Annotated in this window: 19 protein-coding genes; 12 read left to right on the forward strand and 7 right to left on the reverse strand. The window is 52.8% G+C overall.

Annotation, left to right across the window (positions count from 1 at the left end; genetic code table 11):
• Positions 1-34: 34 nt before the first annotated feature.
• Positions 35-3046, reverse strand: a complete 3012-nt coding sequence (locus CS910_RS00505; protein ID WP_099209226.1) for a type ISP restriction/modification enzyme — start codon at positions 3044-3046, stop codon at positions 35-37.
• A gap of 89 nt (positions 3047-3135) precedes the next feature.
• Here CS910_RS00505 and CS910_RS00510 point away from each other — a divergent pair, with 89 nt between their 5' ends.
• Positions 3136-3360, forward strand: a complete 225-nt coding sequence (locus CS910_RS00510; RefSeq protein WP_099209227.1) for an AbrB/MazE/SpoVT family DNA-binding domain-containing protein — start codon at positions 3136-3138, stop codon at positions 3358-3360.
• On the forward strand, positions 3357-3743 hold the full coding sequence (locus tag CS910_RS00515) for a PIN domain-containing protein (RefSeq protein WP_042690980.1): 387 nt from the start codon (positions 3357-3359) through the stop codon (positions 3741-3743). Before CS910_RS00510 ends, CS910_RS00515 begins: the two co-directional genes overlap by 4 nt.
• Here CS910_RS00515 and CS910_RS00520 read toward each other — a convergent pair.
• Together CS910_RS00520 and CS910_RS00525 are read right to left on the reverse strand one after the other, a co-directional pair.
• Positions 3740-5155 carry a DUF402 domain-containing protein gene (locus CS910_RS00520; protein WP_099209228.1) on the reverse strand — a complete coding sequence of 472 codons (1416 nt, stop codon included), beginning with the start codon at positions 5153-5155 and terminating at the stop codon, positions 3740-3742. The genes CS910_RS00515 and CS910_RS00520 overlap by 4 nt on opposite strands.
• On the reverse strand, positions 5127-5858 hold the full coding sequence (locus tag CS910_RS00525; protein ID WP_099209229.1) for a hypothetical protein: 732 nt from the start codon (positions 5856-5858) through the stop codon (positions 5127-5129). The genes CS910_RS00520 and CS910_RS00525 overlap by 29 nt, the downstream gene beginning before the upstream one ends.
• Before the next feature lie 126 nt (positions 5859-5984).
• Here CS910_RS00525 and moaA point away from each other — a divergent pair, with 126 nt between their 5' ends.
• The 3 genes from moaA to taw22 are packed head-to-tail and all read left to right on the forward strand — an operon-like array spanning position 5985 to position 8821.
• Positions 5985-6911 (forward strand): GTP 3',8-cyclase MoaA, encoded by a 927-nt coding sequence (gene moaA, locus CS910_RS00530; protein WP_099209230.1) that lies wholly within the window; start codon positions 5985-5987, stop codon positions 6909-6911.
• A gap of 43 nt (positions 6912-6954) precedes the next feature.
• Positions 6955-7902 carry a DUF835 domain-containing protein gene (locus CS910_RS00535; RefSeq protein ID WP_099209231.1) on the forward strand — a complete coding sequence of 316 codons (948 nt, stop codon included), beginning with the start codon at positions 6955-6957 and terminating at the stop codon, positions 7900-7902.
• On the forward strand, positions 7799-8821 hold the full coding sequence (taw22, locus tag CS910_RS00540) for a tRNA (guanine(37)-N1)/4-demethylwyosine(37)-methyltransferase Taw22 (protein WP_099209232.1): 1023 nt from the start codon (positions 7799-7801) through the stop codon (positions 8819-8821). The genes CS910_RS00535 and taw22 overlap by 104 nt, the downstream gene beginning before the upstream one ends.
• A 5-nt stretch (positions 8822-8826) precedes the next feature.
• Here taw22 and CS910_RS00545 read toward each other — a convergent pair whose 3' ends face one another.
• Both CS910_RS00545 and CS910_RS00550 read right to left on the reverse strand, forming a co-directional pair.
• Entirely contained in the window at positions 8827-10326 is a 1500-nt protein-coding gene (locus tag CS910_RS00545) for a replication factor C large subunit (protein WP_099209233.1), read from the reverse strand.
• Positions 10326-12926 (reverse strand): replication factor C small subunit, encoded by a 2601-nt coding sequence (locus CS910_RS00550; protein ID WP_099209234.1) that lies wholly within the window; start codon positions 12924-12926, stop codon positions 10326-10328. Before CS910_RS00550 ends, CS910_RS00545 begins: the two co-directional genes overlap by 1 nt.
• Positions 12927-12974: 48 nt before the next feature.
• Between CS910_RS00550 and CS910_RS00555 the strand changes: the two genes are divergently transcribed.
• The 7 genes from CS910_RS00555 (at position 12975) to CS910_RS00585 (ending at position 17606) form a co-directional block, all read left to right on the forward strand.
• Positions 12975-13433: a metal-dependent hydrolase gene (locus tag CS910_RS00555; protein ID WP_099209235.1), complete on the forward strand. Its 459-nt coding sequence runs from the start codon at positions 12975-12977 to the stop codon at positions 13431-13433.
• Between the two features lie 55 nt (positions 13434-13488).
• Positions 13489-14676 (forward strand): glycine C-acetyltransferase, encoded by a 1188-nt coding sequence (locus tag CS910_RS00560; protein WP_099209236.1) that lies wholly within the window; start codon positions 13489-13491, stop codon positions 14674-14676.
• Between the two features lie 163 nt (positions 14677-14839).
• The gene (locus tag CS910_RS00565) at positions 14840-15190 is read left to right on the forward strand and encodes a hypothetical protein (protein WP_145955311.1); all 351 of its coding nucleotides are present in this window, start codon (positions 14840-14842) and stop codon (positions 15188-15190) included.
• Positions 15191-15449: 259 nt separating this feature from the next.
• Entirely contained in the window at positions 15450-16124 is a 675-nt protein-coding gene (locus CS910_RS00570; protein WP_145955312.1) for a hypothetical protein, read from the forward strand.
• A gap of 69 nt (positions 16125-16193) precedes the next feature.
• The gene (locus CS910_RS00575; protein WP_145955313.1) at positions 16194-16466 is read left to right on the forward strand and encodes a hypothetical protein; all 273 of its coding nucleotides are present in this window, start codon (positions 16194-16196) and stop codon (positions 16464-16466) included.
• A gap of 89 nt (positions 16467-16555) precedes the next feature.
• Positions 16556-16954 (forward strand): hypothetical protein, encoded by a 399-nt coding sequence (locus CS910_RS00580; RefSeq protein ID WP_099209240.1) that lies wholly within the window; start codon positions 16556-16558, stop codon positions 16952-16954.
• Between the two features lie 73 nt (positions 16955-17027).
• A complete protein-coding gene (locus tag CS910_RS00585; protein ID WP_099209241.1) occupies positions 17028-17606 on the forward strand; it encodes a hypothetical protein in 579 nt (192 codons plus the stop codon).
• 5 nt (positions 17607-17611) lie between these two features.
• On the opposite strand, the gene endA is transcribed toward CS910_RS00585, so the two are convergent.
• Together endA and rimI are read right to left on the reverse strand one after the other, a co-directional pair.
• A complete protein-coding gene (endA, locus tag CS910_RS00590; protein ID WP_099212332.1) occupies positions 17612-18118 on the reverse strand; it encodes a tRNA-intron lyase in 507 nt (168 codons plus the stop codon).
• Complete coding sequence (gene rimI, locus CS910_RS00595) at positions 18118-18618, reverse strand: ribosomal protein S18-alanine N-acetyltransferase (RefSeq protein ID WP_099209242.1); 501 nt, start codon at positions 18616-18618, stop codon at positions 18118-18120. The genes endA and rimI overlap by 1 nt, the downstream gene beginning before the upstream one ends.
• Positions 18619-18731: the final 113 nt, after the last annotated feature.

The following is an 18731-nucleotide window of genomic DNA, read 5'->3' on the forward strand; positions in this document are numbered from 1 at the left end:
GAGTAATATTTAAGGGTTACGGGAAAGAGAAAAATCAAAACTTTGGCTCTATCTTTTCAAGCTCCTTCACGAGCTCTATCGTCCGCTTTAGTATTTCCACGACCTTGTAAATGTGCTCAAGCTCTTCTAAGCTGAGCTTTCTCCCCTTCCTGCCCTTGAGGTACTTCTCTATCACGCGGTAGCCGCCGATAGTGTAGTTCCAGACCTCCGGCGGAATGCCACAGAGCTTCGTTGTCCTGTTTATCGCCACGCAGTCCTTTCCATCGTACTTGACTCTCTCGATAGTCAAGTCGTCGCCGACGAGTTTCGGCTCTATTGGGAAGTCAACCTTCATCAGGTGAAGCCTTACCAGCTCCTCGCCGATTTTCCGATACTTCTCGAAGGTCTCTTTGTCGTATAGCGGAATCCTCGGAAAGTCGAACTTGAGGAACTCCGCGTAGCGCTTCCTGTACTTGGGGTCGTGGAGAACTGCGTAGGCGTAGTAGAGAAAGTCCTCTGGAGTTATGTCGCCGTACCGTTTCCTGAGCTCTTCGAGAAACTCTGGCTTGATGTTGGGTCTTCTGGTTTTTCTGTCGTCGGAGTAGAGGTAGAGGGGGAAGACAACAGCCGCACTCCTGTTACTGAGGAAAATTCGCCTATCCGGGATACTATTCACAGCTAGGAAGTGAGTGTACTCATCATCTTTTAAGTAAACTTGTCTCATTGTGAGGAGACCTAAGTTATCTCCAAGAACGAAATGTTTCATAACATCATACCGAGCTCTCCCAATGAATTTTCTTGGCAGATACAACACCCATCTATAATCAAACGGCCGATAGAGATACAATTTTGCCCTCTCACCAAACCATTTCTCAAAGTCTTTATACTTCAAAAAATCTGAGTTAAGAGCCTTCATAGCATCATTCAAAGTCCAGACGCTCTTGTCCTTAACACCGTACTTACGACGTATTTCTTCAGTACTAAGTTCTAAAAAGTCCTTAATGCGTTGTTTTAGTTCTTCTCTTGTGAATGCTATCGTAGCCGCATCGTTCTGCGTCTCAACCCCCGAACTGTAAACTTCAAAAATCTCGTCCAGCTTTGGGAACTTGGAGTATTCCTCCTCAAGGCTCAAGTCTTTTGGCACGAAAAAGTAGTATGGCTCTTTGGGCTTAATCTCCTCCCACTCAACGGTCTTCCAAGTATTGTTTCTCAAAAACTCGTACTTTTCCTCTCTCGTCGTTTTGCCTTCATCGTTCACTATCGAGCGGTAATAGACTTTGCACTCCTCGGCCCTGTGCTTTCCTTCCCTGAGCTTAACGAAGAGAGCTATCGCAACGCCCTGCTGAATGTCGAAGACGTTCTCATCATCTTCACCTCTTCTCGCGTTTCCGTGCAGGTTGAGGATGTAAATTTCGTCGAAGCTCTCCATCAGGCTCTGCCTCATTCTCCTGTGGACAAGACCGTCAAGGTAAGAGTTGTTCGTGATGAAACCGACTATTCCTTTGCCGTTCTGGTCTATCTTCCACTGGGCGAAGCGTATGAACTTGACGTAGTCGTCCTGCAAAGCACCTTTCTTCTTCTCCTTCTCAACGCCAAGGCCGTGAAGGTAATCCTCCATGAGCTCAGCAATCCAGCCCTCGCTCGGCTTGACATCATACGGCGGGTTTCCAATGACGACGAAAATCTTTGCATCTCTCTTGACCTTATCTGCCTCCTCGCTCTCCCTGTCCAGAGCCATCTCAAAGAGTCCGGCCTGCCCGCGCTCGCGCATTATGTCAAGGGCGTTGGTGAGGTAAATCTTAAACCGCTCATTATCCTTCAGCTTTATACCCCACTGGTTAAGTACCATGGAGAGCTTGAGGTGTGCCACGAGGTAGGGGGAGATGAGTATCTCAAAGCCGTAAATGTTGTTCAAAAGCCTCTCTTTGAGGTAGAGCTGGAAGAGTTCTCCCCTGACGTTCTTGTGTATCCTGTTGAGGACTCCAGCGAGGAAAGTTCCCGTTCCGGTAGCGGGGTCGAGAATTGTAACGCCCTCCTGGTGAAGCCTCTTTCCAAACTTCTCCGTGAGTATCTCGTCCACTGAGTTAACTATGAACTCAACTACCGGAATGGGAGTGTAATAAACGCCCTTTGATTTCCTCAGATGGGGATTGTACTCCGCCAGAAAAGTCTCGTAGAAGTGCAGAAACGGGTCAAACTCGCCGTTTCCGAAGTGGAAGCGCCTCTTGAGCTCCTCAACGTCAACGTTGTTGAGTATGGCTATGAGCTCATCGAGAATCCACTCAAGGTAATCGGGAAGTTCCGAGGCGACGTACTTGAATATCTCGTGGACGACACGAAGGGACTTCGGAACACCTCTAAATGCAACGTTTTCCCTCGTGAGCTCCCCATCTATTGTAAACCTCGCCATGAAGAGGCCATAAACAACAGTTTGAGCATAGGCATCAGCGAACTCACTCTTCGTCATCCCACTCATGAGGTGCTCTCTAAATGCCTTGTAGAGGTGCTGAAGCCCTTCGTCGTTTCCAAGGTTCTCAAGAACAATGTCTTTGAGAATCCTCGCCCTCTTTGCGAGTATTCTGGCAAGATTCTCGGGGTCTTTAATCTTTGGAACGGTGAAGCTCAAAAACCTCTCAATCAGCCTCTGAAACCGCTCAACGTTCGATTCAATCAAATTAAAGTTCTCATCAAGCAGAGAAACCTCATCAACTTTTTCTCCCCTCTGGTACAGGATGAAATCCAGATAGTTCGTCAAGATGAAATTATCAAGTCTCTCAACGTAGCGCTTGATTTGACCTTTGTCTCTCTTGGGCAGATTGTGGAGGTTCACATCGGGGGCCTTCGTTTCAATGTAGCCCAGTATTCCCCCATCTGTGGATATCTTGAAATCGGGGGCCCCAAAGGTTTCCCTTCCCGGTTCGTGTATTATCCTGACATCATATTCCTTCGGAAAAAGACCGCGCAGAAACTCGTGGAAGGCTGGTCTGTACGAGTACTCAGTCGTTTTCCCGGACTCATGAACTCGTTTAAGAGCCCGTGAATAGCCCTTTAAAACACCGGGCTTCATTCTATCACCCTTTACCCAAACGGTGGGACCATATAAAACGCTTTCCAAAAGGTTTTTAGCTATGAAAACCTACTAAGTTTGGTGAGACTATGAGCCTGACAAAGGTAACTAGGAACTACCAAATTACTATACCAAGCGAGATTAGGAAAAAGCTTGGGATTAAAGTGGGGGACATACTGCTCGTTGAGGTTGAGGACGGGAAGGTTGTTCTCAAAAAGAGCGAGCTTGAGCTTCCACTGCTTCCGGGTGGAAAGAAGCTGACTGTTGAGGAAATCGAAGAAACAATCATCGAGGGCATCGGTGACGAAGAATGACGGTCATAGACACCAACGTTTTTCTTTATGCGGTTCTGAAGGACTCTGAACTTAACGAGGAGGCGAGGAACCTGCTGGCGTCACTGGAGCGATGGGTCGTTCCGAGCATGGTTCTCTACGAGCTCTACTGGTTTTTAAAGAAGAGGGAGTACTCGGTGGAAGACATCAACGGGGTAATCTCCGCGGTTCTCTCAAGTCCCAGAACGAAGGTCGTCGGCGACAACGGGAAATACACGAAGGAAGCCCTGAAGCTGACCAAGAACCCCAAGCGGTTCAACGACATGGTAATCCTCGCAACCGCGAAGGACTTTGGAAGGCTCGCAACCTACGATAAAAAGCTGAGAAAAGAGGCGGAAAAACTCGGAATCAAAGTGCTACCCTAAATCCTCTCGTAGACCTCCTGCGTAATCCTCAGCACGGCCTTGTAGAGCTTCTCGCTTATTACCCCCTCTTCGTAGTGCTCTGCCAGCTTCTCCTTGTCGATTATCTCCTTCGTTCCGTCCGGCCATTTAACGATGTCAACCTCAAGGTCAACGTAGCGCGCTCCATCGGGGTAAATCTCGACCGGCGTGTTGATGTTGTAGTACTCGCCCTTCAGGTTGCCGTTCTTGTCGTAATACCTGTGCACGAACCACCACTTGCCGGCCTCGATTTCAGTTATGGCGTAGTCGCCGAACTCTATCGGGAGGTCGAGGCCGTCGTAGAACTTGCCGGGCTTGAGGTGCCTCTTTATCGTGACCTTGAGCGGGTTGTGGCTGACCTCCAGAACTTCACCCGGCCCAATCCTTATCCTCTGGCCGTCGGGCTTGACGTGGTCGAGGCTGAAGAGCCAGCCCCTCCTCGGCCCCTTGTTTTCTATTAAAGCCTCCCAGAAGCCCTGGTTCACCTTCATTCTCTGGCCGGGAACCTTGGCGAGGATTCCCTCCGCTATCTCAACCGCGAAGCCGAGCTCGGGGTCTTTAGCCTTGAGCTGGTGGTGGCCCTCAACGGTCGGGACGACCTTGTTCCTTATCTCGTCGAGCTTCTTCTTGGCACCACCACCGAACTCGACCTCGTAGATGTTCCTGCCCTCGATGATGAGCGACGGGGCGAAGTAGGTGTCGGCCTTGGCCAGTCTGTCGGCGAGCTTTGACAAGCGAACTATCTCGTCCCTCAGGGTGTTCCAGTCCTTGTAGGCCGCGGCGGTTCTCCAGAGGATTCCCCACTCGCCGAGGTCTATGCTCAGGCCGAGGATTCTGAGCCTCTCGCGCTCCTGGTTGTCCCTTATCTTCCTCGAAATCTTCACGTGCCTCTGCGCGCCTATCGGCTTGGGAATCAAAACCGCGTAGTCGCCGGGAATCGTGAGGGTAGTGCTGAGGTGTGGCAGGAGGTTGTGCTTCTTCACCTGAACGAGAACCTCGTCCCCTTCGTTCGCCCTCGGGAGCTCGTTCTTGGGGAGGGTTCCTATCGCGCTCCCGAGGTCAACATAAACGTACCTATCATCAACCTTAACAACGAGACCCTTGTAGATGCCGTAAAGCTGGTAGGAGAGCCTCCTGAAGAAGACGTCGATGAGCTCGTCTTCGAGAACGGCTTTGGCCTCTTCAACTGCGTTTCCAACGAGAACGACGCCGTGCCTGTCCTTCTTGTCGTAGATGTCAACGTCGAACTCGTCGTAGGTCTTCTCAAGGCCGAAGCGCTCGACTATCTTGTTGCTCGGCTGGCTTATGCCGAAGCCCCTGTCGAGGAAGAGCTTCGTTAGGGCCGTTGAGTAGATGCCCCGAATCCTAACCGTAAGCCCTGTGTCTGTAGACACCTTCACCACCCCTCATCTTCTTCTCCACCACTCCAATGAGCGCCAGTCCTTCAAGGATTTCCTCAGCGTCTCTCACTCCGCTGAGCTTCTCCACGTTTCTCGCCTCAACCCAGAGCAGGCCCTTGGAGTGCCATTCGAGCAGGGCCCTCTCGACGCGGTGAACATCGGAAGGATGAGCGTAGAGCCTGTAAACGAAGCGAACGAGTGAGTCGAGCCTCTCCTCAAGATACCTCGTTCTGTGGATTTCCTCCAGTATGCCAACGGGAACCTTTTTGTGGTTTTCGCCCAGGAAGGCCAACCCCTCAACTTCGGCCGAGAGCTCGCCTATCGCCTTCCTCACCGCGTAGTCGTAGAGCCTGTGAAACTGGACCAGTCTGTCGAAGGAAGCTTTCAGTCTCGCCCGCGAGTTAAAGTCGTCACCGCGGAGGAGCGAGAGGACCTCCTCAATGCGGAACTTCATCTGGTGCTCGTTCTTGTAAAGCTCCTTCGAGAGCTCCTCAAGCCTTCCGCCGAACTTCGCCAGCTCGCGGTAGAGCGACGAGGCCTTCTCAAGCTTCTCGGCCGAGAGCTCGTGCAGTGACCTGAGAACCGCCTCAAGCTCCTCAACGCTCTTCTCACCGTAGAGCTCGGAGAACTTTGATTCAAAACGGGAGTGAAGCTTCTCAAGCTCCCCGAGAAGTGACCTGAGCTCGTCAACGTCCATACCCGAAACCCCCTAAGGTAGGACTTGACCGTAGGCCTACTTTTACTTTTCGATTGGCGGAGTTAAACGAAACCGCTTACCCGAAAGCCTTTTTTAAAAGCTCGTGTATCGGGTTAAGGTGTTGCCATGACCCTCTACGACCGCTTCGGAAGACCAGTGACGAACCTCAGGATTTCGCTCACGCAGGAGTGCAACTTCCGCTGTTTCTTCTGCCACCGCGAGGGCCAGAGGTTTTTAGCCAAAAACGAGATGACGCCCGAGGAAATAGAAAGGCTCGTCAGAATAGCCTCGCGTCTCGGAATAAGGAAGGTCAAGCTCACCGGTGGCGAGCCGACCGTTCGGGAGGACATAATTGAAATAGTTCGGAGGATAAAGCCCTACGTTAAAGACCTGAGCATGACGACCAACGGGAGCAGGCTTAAGGAGCTCGCCGAACCGCTCGCGAGGGCCGGTCTGGACAGGGTGAACGTCTCGCTCCACAGCCTAAAACCGGAAGTCTACAAAAAAATCACGGGCGTTGATATGCTCGAAACCGTTCTTGAAGGCATCGAGGAGGCGGTGAAGTATCTCTCTCCGGTCAAGCTCAACATGACGGTAATGAAGGGCCTCAACGATGGTGAAATCTGGGACATGATAGACTTCTCGGCGAAGACAGGCGCGATACTCCAGCTCATAGAGCTCGAAGCGCCGAGGGAGATGACGGAGACGGCGTTCTTTCGGAAGTACTTCTACCCGCTCAGGCCGGTGGAGAGGGAGCTCGAAAAGAGGGCAGTAGAAATCCGCGAGAGGAGGATGCACCGGAGGAGGAAGTACTTCATTCCGACCGACTACGGAATAGCCGAGGTTGAGGTCGTTAGGGCGATGCACAACACGGTCTTCTGCGCCAACTGCACAAGGCTGAGGGTCACCTCCAACGGGAAGTTCAAGACCTGCCTGCTGAGGAACGACGATTTGATAGACTTCCTGAGCGTGATGAGGAACGGCGCGAGCGACGCGGAACTCGTCGATATTTTCAGGAAGGCCGTGTTAAAACGCGAGCCCTACTGGCGGTAGAAAGGTTTTTGTGGAGTAGCGCGCAGTTTTGAACGGTGGGACCGTGGGATTAGGTAACCTCGCACCGTACTTCTCGGGGATAGCGCTAATTATTATAGGTCTCTACGGGATAACCAAATCGTACTGGGAGTGGAAGGACCACGATGAACCCGTGAAGAGGCTCGCCTTCACCCTTATGGTGTCCTTTGCCCTGTTCGGAATCATAGGGGGCATAGCGGTATTCTTAACTATACTGGTTACCCCTCAATTCTGGGCCCTTCAAGCCATAGTTGTCACGACTGGATACTTAATACTCGCCCACGAGTCCCTGAGCATGCTTGAAAAGCTGAGAAAACCGGAGAAGAAACACGAGAGAAAAAAGGTCAAATGCGCACTTCCCGTCGCCGGAATCGTTAAATCACGGGAGGAAGCGGTAATCCTACTGAAAGCGGTGAGCAACTACGCGGACCTTCCCCTGCTCGTAATAGGACGAGAACACCCAGAAGAGTGGACTAACAAAACTGGCATAGAACCCGACGATTACATCTGGCTCACGAGGGTTGAGCACAAAAAGGCGGTAAGCCCGAGCAGCCTGCACGTTCTCAGCGGAAAGGTAATAGGATTCATAAGGGACAACCCCGGCGGAGTAATTTACATCGAGGGAATCGAGTACATGTTATTCTACTCTGACTTCAAGGCCGTTGCGAAGTTTCTGTTCTCAATCAGAGACGCGGCGATGATAGAGAGCGCCCACGTACTCATACTAGCCAACGAAGACACCCTCAGCCCAGAGCAGATGGCAATACTGAAAAAGGAGTTCGAGGAGATAGACGTCGAGAAAATCCTTGAAAAGCTCATGGGACCCGCGTTGTTCGGGGCTATTCCGAGCAGGAAGCGGAGGGATTTCAATGCCAGCGCTGAGGGTTCCGAAGAGGGAAGCGGAGCCGGTGAAGAGAAGGCTGAAGAAGCTCGGCCTCTACGACGGGAAGAGACGGCCGAAGAGGGAAGATGACTTCGTTCTCTTACCCGTCATCGAGGACGGGAGAATTTACACCCTCGGCTACGAGGTTCTGCCCGCTGAGCTTCCGTTCCGGCCCGAGAGGCAGATATATAAAAACCTTGAGAGCGTTTTAGCGGAGAGGCTGAGCGAGGAGGAGCTGAAGTACCTCAGGCGCTACGACGTTATAGGCGACATAGCCGTTATTCAGATTCCACCCGAGCTGGAGCACCGCGTTGAGGACATCGTTTGGGGACTGCGGAAGGTCCACCCGTTCCTCAGGGTGGTGGCGAGGAAGGGCTTCCACGAGGGGACATTCAGGATCAGGGACTACTCGATAATCTGGGGCGAGAAGAGGCTCGAAACCGTTCACAGGGAGAACGGCGTCGAGATTAAGGTTGATTTAAGCAGGGTCTTCTTCAACCCGAGGATGAAGGGCGAGCGCTACCGTTTGGCCCAGCTGGTAAAAGACGGCGAGAAGATTTTGATTCCCTTCGCCGGCGTTCTGCCGTATGCTCTCGTGATAGCGAGGTACAGAAAGGTTAAGATAACGGCCGTCGAGCTGAACAGAGAAGCCTACGAACTCGGGCTGGAGAACGTAAAGCGCAACAGGAAGAGGCTGAAGGGCGAGATAGAGTTCATTCACGGCGATGCCTTCAAGGTTCTGCCCGAGCTTCCGAGCTACGACCGAGTTATAAGCCCGACGCCGAGGGGCGTTGACGCGTTGGCTTTAACGCTCTCGAAGGCCGAGCGCTGGCTTCACTACTACGACTTCGTTCACGAAAACGAGATTGAAGCCTTCAGGCGGAGAATACTTGAGGAATGCCAAAAACTCGGAAGGGAGTGCTCCGTGAGGGTGAAGAAGGTGAGCGACTTCAAGCCCCACGTGTTTAAGGTGTGTGCAGATATCAAAGTGGAAGAAAAGAGGGTTTAGCACCTTCACTTCTTCAGGAAATCAAACAGCGTCGCCTGCTTGCCCTTCTTCTTTTCGGGCTTCTTCTCCTTCTTCCCCACGGGCTCTATCTCCCTCTCGGCCTCCTCAAGCTCCTCCTCTGTGAGCTCCTCTTCCTCCTCGGGCTTTTCTTCAGGCTCTTCAGTTTCTTCAAATTCTTCGGTTTCCTCAGCCTCTTCCTTCTCCTTCGCCTTCCTGAGGCCCTCGCGGACGCTCGTCTCCAGCCTGCCCCGCTCCTTGAGCTTCTTCTCGATGTTCATAGCCTTGCCCCATATCGTCTTGGCCTTCTCCGAATCCCCGGCGAGGAATTCAACCTCCTTCTCGCTCAGGTCGAGGAAGACCGTGAAGTGTGCCGCTAAATCGGGATTGTTCTCGAAGATGACGCGGAGGTAGTGGAGGGTCTCCAGGGCCTCGACCTTGGCCATGTGCATCTCCTTCATGACCTTCTTGACTATCGAGTCCCTTAGCGTTCTCTCGGTCTTGCTCTCGGTGAGGAGCTTGATGGTCTTCGGCGGGTAAATCCTCACGAAGCCCTTCTTCTTGACACCCGCAACCGCCACTCCCGCGGTCATCATGTCGGTGGCGTACTTCCAGAGCGAGTAGTTGCCGGTTCTCTGGGCCCTGGCGAGGTATATGTCGGCCCTGCTGAGGGCCTCGTACGCCCGCGCTATGTCCTCGGGCTTGTAATAGACGTAGGGTACGTTCTCGTCAATCCAGAGGAGGAGTTCGTTCGGGAACATGTCCACGCCGAGAGTCGCCAGCTTGGCCTTCTTGGCGTTGTCGGTCGCGAAGACCTGAGCTAAAGCCTGAAAGACGCTCTTCTCAACGTCGCGGTAAGCGAGAACCTCCTTCGCGTCCTCGACGCCACCCGTAACCACCGTCTGGAGGTCGTTTATCGCCGCGCGGAGGTCGCCGTTCGCGCGCTTGGCTATCTCGTAGAGTATCTCCTTCGGAACGGTCTTTCCTTCACGCTTGAGAATCCTCACGAGGGCCTTTATGATGTCCCTCTGCGTTAACCGCTTGTACTGAACGATTAAAGCCCTGTTGCGGATCTCCCTGGGAACCTCCCAGTAGTGGTTGGCGCTCATGATTATCGGGTTCCTGGCCCTATCGATGAGCTTCGCTATCTCGCGGGCACCGCTCGGCTCTATGTTGTCCGCCTCGTCGAGGAAGATTAGCTTCCGCCTCTTTCCCAAAATGTCCATCGTATAAGCGGCCTGAACGTAGCGCTCTATCTTCTCGTAGGTTCTCTCGTCGCTCGCGTTAAGCTCGATGACCTCGAAGCCGTACTCGTTCGCCAAAGCGTAGACGGTCGTCGTCTTGCCGACGCCCGGAGGCCCGGCGAGGATTAATGCCTTCTTCTTCGGAGGGTTGCCGTGGAGCCAGGCCTCTATCCAGGCCCTAACCTGCTCTATGGCCTTCTCTTGGTTCACTATCTCACTCAGCTTCCTCGGCCGGTATTTCTCAACCCATGGCTTCATGGCCATCACTTGCCCATAATCGTGAACTGGGCGAGCAACGCCTCGAGCTGTATCATCTCGTTGGCCCCTTCAACGAGGCGGAAGTTGTACTCGCCTATCTTGTCCGCCAGAGCGACCTTCTTGTCTTCGGGAATCGGCAGGTTAAACACTTCTTTGTGCATCTGAATCAGCACGTCCTCACCGCTGAGGCCCTGCTTGAGGAGGACCTCCCGAAGCTTCTCCCTCGCCTTCAGGAAGTTGCCCTCCAGAGCCAGAGTCATCATCTCGCGAACGTCCTCGGGACGGGCCCTGCTGGCAACGAGGAAGACGTTCTCGTCGGTTATCTTCTTGTCGAGAGCCGCTGCCGCCTGAAGGACGTTGATTGCCCTCCTCAAATCGCCTTCCGCAACGTAAAGAATCGCCTGTAAGCCTTCTTCGGTGAGCTCAAGCCTCTCCTGCTCGGCGATGTATTTTATGCGCTTCGCTATGTCCTCGTCGTTGAGGGGCCTGAAGCGGAAGATTGCACACCTCGACTGTATCGGCTCGATTATCTTTGAGGAGTAGTTACAGCTGAGGATAAAGCGAACGTTGTTGGAGAACATCTCCATCGTTCTCCTCAATGCCTGCTGGGCGTCCTGCGTTAGAGCGTCTGCCTCGTCGAGGAAGATTATCTTGAAGCTCGCCCCGCCTATCGGCTTCGTCCTCGCGAACTCCTTGACCTTCTCCCTAATCACGTTTATGCCCCTCTCATCGCTCGCGTTCAGTTCTAAGAAGTTGTGACGCCAGTTTTCGCCGAATAACTCCCTCGCAAGGGCCAGTGCGGCCGTTGTGTTGTGGAGAACCGTCGGAAGGTTGCCGCCTATGAAGTTGTGGTAATCGGGCACATGGAGGTCATAGATTACGAAGTCGCCCTTAAGCTTCTCGACCTGAACTATCTCATCCCAGAGGAGCTCGTTCTGGGCGAGGAATATCAGGTAAGCGACACCTCTCTTGAGCTTTTCGTCGTTGAGTATCTCCCTTAAAAGCTTCAGCTCGGCCTTTCTAATCTCCTCAAGGGCCTCTATCTTCTCGGTGTTGCTCTCAAGGACAATCCTCACACTTGAGTTCCAGGTTCCGACGAGCCTTCCAATCTCGGCATAGCTTGAGTACTTCCTCGCAAAGGTGCGCATGGCTTCTATCGTTTCTTCCAGCTGAATTCCAAGGGCACCAGCAATCTTAAGGTAGTTCCTCAGGCTCGGCTTCCGCTTGCCCTTAATGTATTCAAGAAGTCTGTCAGGCCTTATACCTGTCTTCTCAGCTATCTCCTTTCTTCTCCTCGCGACCTCGTTCCAGTCTACGAGGATGCTCCTCGACAGGGCCTTCTCAAGCTTTTCGAGCTCGTCAAGGCGATAGTAGATTTCCTTCATCAGCTCCCAGGCTATCCTCTTGGCCTTCTCCGGACTCCACCGGGCCTTGTCATCGTAGAAGTTCAGCTTGAGCCTGTTCCTGACGTAGGAAATCAGCTCCCTGTCAGCGTAGAGCGAGCCGATGTTGGGATTCGGCTTCTTCACCAACGCCTCAGCCTTCCTCCTCTTCTCCTCGACCGAGAAGCCGACCTCCCCGAGGAAGCGCGATATGTTCTCGGAGCCCGAGATGACGACGTAGTAGTAGGTGCGTCCTTTGACGGCCTTGCTCCTCACTTTGGCGACCACTCCAAGCCCCGCCAACGCGTAAGAGACCTGCTCTGCCATCTCTCTGCTCGCGGTTGAGAGAACTATCCCGTTCTTCTCAACGCCCGCGTCGCAGTCGAAGTAGGCCCTGAGGAAGGAGCGCAGGCCCTTCCAGCCCTGCCCGGGTATGTAAACCCTATCCGCCTTCCTGCCGGCGAGGCCGAGGCTCTCAACGAGCTCCTTTGCCATCTTTGAGTTCACGTAAACGTCAGGGGCACGGTCCTTGTGGATTCTCTCCTTAATTCTCGCGTCCGGGAAGAGCCTTTCGGTGAGCTCCATGAAACGTTTCCTGAGCTTCTCGTCCGTGTTAGTGAAGGTTATGGCGTTTGTTTGGGCGTCAGCATGGCCATCACCGATGAAGTAGCCGAGCCACTCGGCCAGGGGGTCCTCATCAAGAATCGCCGGGAGGAAGCGCGGAACTGCCAACCTGTCCCCGGGCCTGAGCTCCTCGGCCTTGACCCACTCTATTCTCCCGTCCTTCCTGTTCACGAGGAGCGGGTGGTACGGGGTTACCTTGAGCTCCCTGCCGAGTCTTGTTTTTATCCTGACAAGCTCATCGGTTCTGTCCTTGTAAACGTACTCGACTGGCAACTCCCTGAGTTTTCCGTCCTCGTCAACGCCGAGAACCGTTAGGCCCTTGACGGGGGTTGGACCAAATCTACCGTTGCTCAGCTTCTCGACGAGTTCACCTATAGTGGTCAGCTCACCGTTGATTACGACCTTGGCGTCTCCCGTAAGGCACTTTCCAACACCTGGAGGCCCGGCAAAGAGCAGGTGGGGCATCGAACCGGTTTTAGCATAGTGTTTGAGCCTCTTGACTATGTGCTCCTGACCAACGATGTCATCGAGCCTCTGAGGGCGGTACTTTTCAACCCAGGGCTTCTCGAGAACCTTAACCTCTCTAATCTCCTCGGTCATGTATTCCACCTAAACCTTTATGAGAGCCAAGAGTTTAAGGGCTTTGCCATGGACCCGCTTGAGCACGCCTCGATTCCGAGCCTCGTCTACCTCGCACTCTCCGGCGAGCCGACGCTAGCGGGACTCACCGCCCTCGCCCTCGGGGCTGTCTTTCCGGACCTCGATGCTTTGGCTGAGGAGCATCGCTCGTACCTTCACTCCCTCCTGCCCTTTCTCCCTGTCCTTCTCCTCGGTCTGCACCTCGGCAGTCCCTTCCTGCTCTTTGCCCTCGGCTGGGGAAGCCATCTGTTCCTCGACTTCTTCACAGGCGTCGTGCCCCCCGCTTACCCGCTGTCGAGAAGGGGCTGGGGGTTGTCAATCACCGTCACCGGGCCGGGAAATTTTAGAATCAGAGCCGAGATAATCGAAAGGTATCCGGACGAGAGGCACGATTACAGGCTTGAAATCGGCGGGAGCTTCGCGCTCGCCCTTTTGGCGATCCTCACGGCAATAATTAGACTGCACTAACCGGTTCAGTGCAAAACTTTTATACCGCGGTGCCCATATGTAAACGGTGGTTCTCATGGGGAAGCTTGACTGGATTAGGGAGGAACTTCAGGAGCTCAAGGATAAGGGCCTCTACGTGACCATAAGGAAGCTCGAGAGCGCCCAGGGCCCGTGGGTCGTCGTTGACGGCAAGAGGGTTCTCAACATGTGCTCCAACAACTACCTCGGCCTCGCCGCGCACCCGGAGATCAGGTACGCGGCCATAAGGGCCATCCTTGACTACGGCGTTGGTGCCGGCGCCGTGAGGACGATAGCGGGAACGATGGAGCTCCACGTAGAGCTCGAGGAGAAGCTGGCGAAGTTCAAGAAGCGTGAAGCGGCCATACTCTTCCAGAGCGGCTACAACGCGAACCTGGGAGCCCTAAGCGCCCTCCTTACCAAGAAGGACAACGGGGTTTTCATCAGTGAGGAGCTCAACCACGCGAGCATCATAGACGGAATGCGCCTCAGCGGTGCGCCGAAGGTAATCTACAAGCACCTCGACATGGAGGACCTCGAGAGGAAGCTCAAGGAGAACAAGGACAAGAAGAAGAAAATCATCGTCAGCGACGGTGTCTTCTCGATGGACGGTGACCTCGCCCCGCTCCCGGAGATGGCCGAGCTGGCGGAGCAGTACGACGCGATACTCTACATAGACGACGCCCACGGTGAGGGTGTTCTCGGAGACAGCGGAAGGGGTATCGTCGACCACTTCAAGCTCCACGACAAGGTTGACTTCGAGATGGGAACGCTCAGCAAGGCCTTCGGAGTAATCGGCGGCTACGTCGCCGGTCCAGAGGAGGCCATCGAGTACCTCCGCCAGCGCGGAAGGCCGTTCCTCTTCTCGAGCGCGCCGAACCCACCTGACGTCGCCGCTGCCATAGCAGCCGTTGAGATTCTCCAGAGGAGCGACGAGCTCGTCAGGAAGCTCTGGGACAACACCCACTTCCTCCAGAACGGGTTGAGAGACCTTGGCTACGACCTCGGAAACACCAAGCACCCGATTACGCCGGTCATGCTCTACGACGAGAAGCTCGCCCAGGAGTTCAGCAGGAGGCTCTACGACGAGTACAACATCTTCGCTCAGGCCATCGTCTATCCAACCGTCCCGCTCGGAACTGCCAGGATAAGGCTCGAACCCTCAGCGGCCCACAGCAAGGAGGACCTCCAGTACGTTCTGGACGCCTTCGAGGACCTCGGAAAGAAGACCGGGTTCTTGAAGTGAGGTTTCTCCTTTTCTTTCATTATGCCCTGTGGACAGTTGTTGTCAAGAAATCCCTCTGCATTCCCCAGGAATCCACAAAATCCATTTTTTGGCAAATCAGAAGGACGTTATTTGATGGCCTTTAGTGGTAAAACTTATAATTGACCTCGTTAAGAAAAACGTGGTGGTGATGGTGAGGGCAAAATGGGTGTTTTTTGTGGAGGGGTTTTTGTCTGTGCTTCACCCCTGGTTGGCGGTTGTCGTTTTGGTGCTCAACTGGATAATCAAGCCCCAAATGAAGTACTACTCGGAGAAACCGGCGAGCGTTCAGTTCCTGGCGGGAATGCCGGTTGGATTCGTACTCGGTTATGGAGCGTTCAGAGGGGAATACCTCCAGTGGTGGCTGGATTACAGGGGAGACTTACTCAGAATAGTGGCCGGGAGCAAACCCGCATGGGTTCTCGCAGTACTGGCAGGACTCGCACTATGGGGAATCATTAGAAGGCCTAAAGAGAAGAACGAGAAAAGTGGTTAAATAAACGTGCCACACCACGCAAATCGCGGGCTTCAGCAGCATCTTCCCGACATCTCAGCCCATTTGCATGACCATGCAACTCCTTTACTCAGGCTTCTTTTGAACTGTTCTAAGAAGAAAACCCATGTTGGAATAAATTTATACTTTGAAAAGAAAGAAAGAAACTTTATGAACAGTAAAAGGAAAAGCTTATAAGGATAAGTTGTATAGTTGACATTGCAGACAACTCTATGGGAGTGACCTTATGCGGTGGAAGTCCGTGTTCGCAGTCCTGTTGGGACTGCTGATGATTGGAGTGACGGCCGGAAGCGCGGCGGCAATGCCCATCCACAACCAGCCAAGACCAAAACATCATATAGGTCTGGGGAGCGTGGTGATGTCTTGGTTAGGAAGTTATGATAATGCAATAATTTCCAAAAACAGAGAATACGACGGTGGACTAGGCTATGTGTGGCACTACAAAGTAAGGCACAACGGCAGAGGATGGTTGCATATCTCAGTATTTAAGTATGTACCTCTTTTCGGATACACAACCTATACAATACTACCTGACATGACCCTGTACAAGAACACGTTCTACGGAAATCACTTTAAACTGAAATCCATCGAAACTCACAGGATACCCGGCACTAGTATAAGGTTCAAAACAATAGAGACCAGCTACTCAGCATGGTTCAGCTTTGGAGGATGGTGGGGAATAGACTTAAAGTTTGACGCAGGATACGGAAGACATGGTATAGTAACCTTCGGAATGAGCAACTTGGATAACTTCATTGCAACCTTCCTCGGCAAACTTGGGGCTGGAAAGTGGGCCGACAAACTCATCAACTTTGTTTCTAAAGGAAGTCTGTCATCACTGGCGGACGCATTGTCTGTGATTACGGTCTTTGCTTCGGGGATAAACGTGGATGCAGTATACTTTACGGAGGTGTGATGGTTGTACTTCCTTCTTTATTTTCTCTTTGGTTTTCTGCTGTCGTTTAGTCCTTATACGGGTATCCTCATGATATTGGTCGGCCTTCTTTTTGTCAGTATTAAAACAAAGAAGGAACTTGGAGGATTCGTGATAGGGTTTGTGGCGGGAACAGGAGCAGGAATAACTATATGGGGGAATTCCTGGATTCTTGAACAGTTAAAATGGGGCTACAAAGAGAAGGGTATCTTAGGCATCATAGGAGGCAACGCGGTTATCATATTATTAGCTCTACTACTGTGGTTCGTTCTTTTAGCGAGAGGACATAAAAAACGCAAGGAGGAGCCTGAAAATGAACATTAGTATTAGCAGGAGATTTTTAAATTTATTTTTCATTTTTCATTGTTTGTTATGGCGCGGTATTATACTCTCCGCAAATCCTTGGTTTTTATATGGTGCTACAAATTATGGATGCTCCTATGTGGAAAATATGGGTAGCCGTGATAGGAACAGGATTGAGGTTTCTCCTGCAGGTTTCAATATTAGGGTTGTTTATCTGGGTAGTACTCAAATATAAAATCAAATTTGAGGAAGTAAAATTAGCGTTTGTTCCATTATTAATAGGGGGTATCTCAAGTGCTCTTCTCAGAGGGATAAACTATTTCTTATGGAACAGTCCCTATTTTACCTCGTTACGGCTCAATTTAGAGTTCGTTATCATGACGGTGGGATGGTTCTTTTCTATTTATCTTCTGGGAAGGGGCATAAACCCAAATGCCTCCAAGGTAACAAAGTACTTAGTAGTATTTGGAGGAGGAACCATTGCATACCTCATTTTTCCACCAATATGAAACCCAAAGGAAGGGTGAACATCAGAAAGGAGTTGAGTCCCATCATAGAACTGTACTAAATAGATTGACAAGAATGAGGAGGACTAACACCTTAATTCTCTCCCTTTTTATTCTCTTCATCCTCTGCACAGGCCTCTACGTCCACTGGACACGCCAGAACTCCGAATTTGAATCCCTAATCGGCCAGTACCCCCACACCCTTGGTGGGATTTTCACTGGAACCGGGACGTACTACGAGTACTACCAAGTAAACGCCAGCGGGGAAGAGCGCTACTACCGCGTTGCCAGAGAAGCTGAGAGCGGCAAGGTCTTGGAAATTCAGGAAATATCGTACAGCGACTACCTCACCTACACCGGCAGGGCGCTGGAAATGGCGCGCTCCTACGTTGAAGGCACCGGAAAACTTCCTCAAGATGCCGCCCTTATCACTTACAACGTGACCAACCTCACGGTCAGGCTCTACTACTCAATTGGAAGCGGAGAAAGGGCCTCAAATTCGTCCACCCTCACCTCAACGCTCGCCTCCCCGGGGAGGGAGTTCATTATCGCCACTGTTAATCTTGCCTCCGGAAACGTCACCCTCAGGGGGGTTTCGTTCGACGAACTCCCCAAGTGGGTTCGGGAGGTCGTGAAAGTGCTGAGCAGAAAATAAGGTCCTCAAAACTTCGTCCACTCAACCCTGTAGTAGGTAACGTCGGCGTCCTCGTCAACTATCGCCATCACCATGTTCTTCCTGACGCCGTGGGCCACTCTAACGCGCGCTGTTATGTCGTTCGGGCTCAGGCGGGAGTTCTCCGGCAGGACCCACACGAGCCACTGGGAGTGCTCGTCCATGCCCCTGCGGTAAACCCGGAAGTGCGAGCCGAACTTGAGGCCGGACTTGACGGTGTAGCCCCTGTCGCGCAGGTCCTTGTAGACGAGGTACTTGGCGTCGAACAGCTCGTCCCTCTTCCTCCCGAGGTTCATAAGCTCCTCGACAGTGAGCTTTCTCTTCCCGTCCCTGACCTCTATCTTGCCCCTCTCGACGAGGTAGGTGGCTTCGAGCAACGAGAGGAAGAGCTTGCCCTCCACCAGCTTTCCGAAGTGGCGCTTGTTGTAAAGGCCGTTTATCGCGTTCTGGTCTGTCGAGAATACCCTGTCCCCGCTCAGGTAAAAGACTATCATCAGCTTCCCCTCCATTCCTCTGCAGGCAGGAGCATGTAGTATGCATCTTCACCGTCCGAGTAATAGCCGATAATCCGCTTCACCTTCCGGAAGCCAAAGCGCTCGTAGAGCTTTATGGCCTTTTCGTTGCTCACGCGAACTTCGAGGCCGATGTAGCGAGCCCCCCGCGCGATGAGCCTGTCTATCGCCTCGGTGAGTAGGGCCGAGCCTATGCCGTTCCCGCGGTAGCGCTTGTCAACGGCTATGCTCATTATGTGTCCCTCAAGGTCCGGGCGGAGGTAGGCCATGACGTAGCCGATTACCCTGCCGTTGTACTCGGCGACGAGAAAAGTGTCCGGGTTGTTCTCGAGGAAGACGAGGAAGATTCCCCTTGGGTAGGCCTCGCGGAAGGACTCCCTCTCGATTCTCATCACGTCGCTTATGTCGAAGAGCTTCGCCGGCCGTATCGTGACGAGTGCCAGCGGTATTCTGGCCTTCACTTCCCTCGCTGAGACGCTCATGTTAGTAACTCTCCCCCAAGGCTTTTAAGGCTTGAGGGGACTCCCTATGATGAACACCCCAACGTGATGAGCACTCTCGAACCTGACCCCGGGATGATGACCGGATTCCTGGC

Source organism: Thermococcus henrietii, assembly GCF_900198835.1.
Lineage (GTDB): Archaea > Methanobacteriota_B > Thermococci > Thermococcales > Thermococcaceae > Thermococcus > Thermococcus henrietii.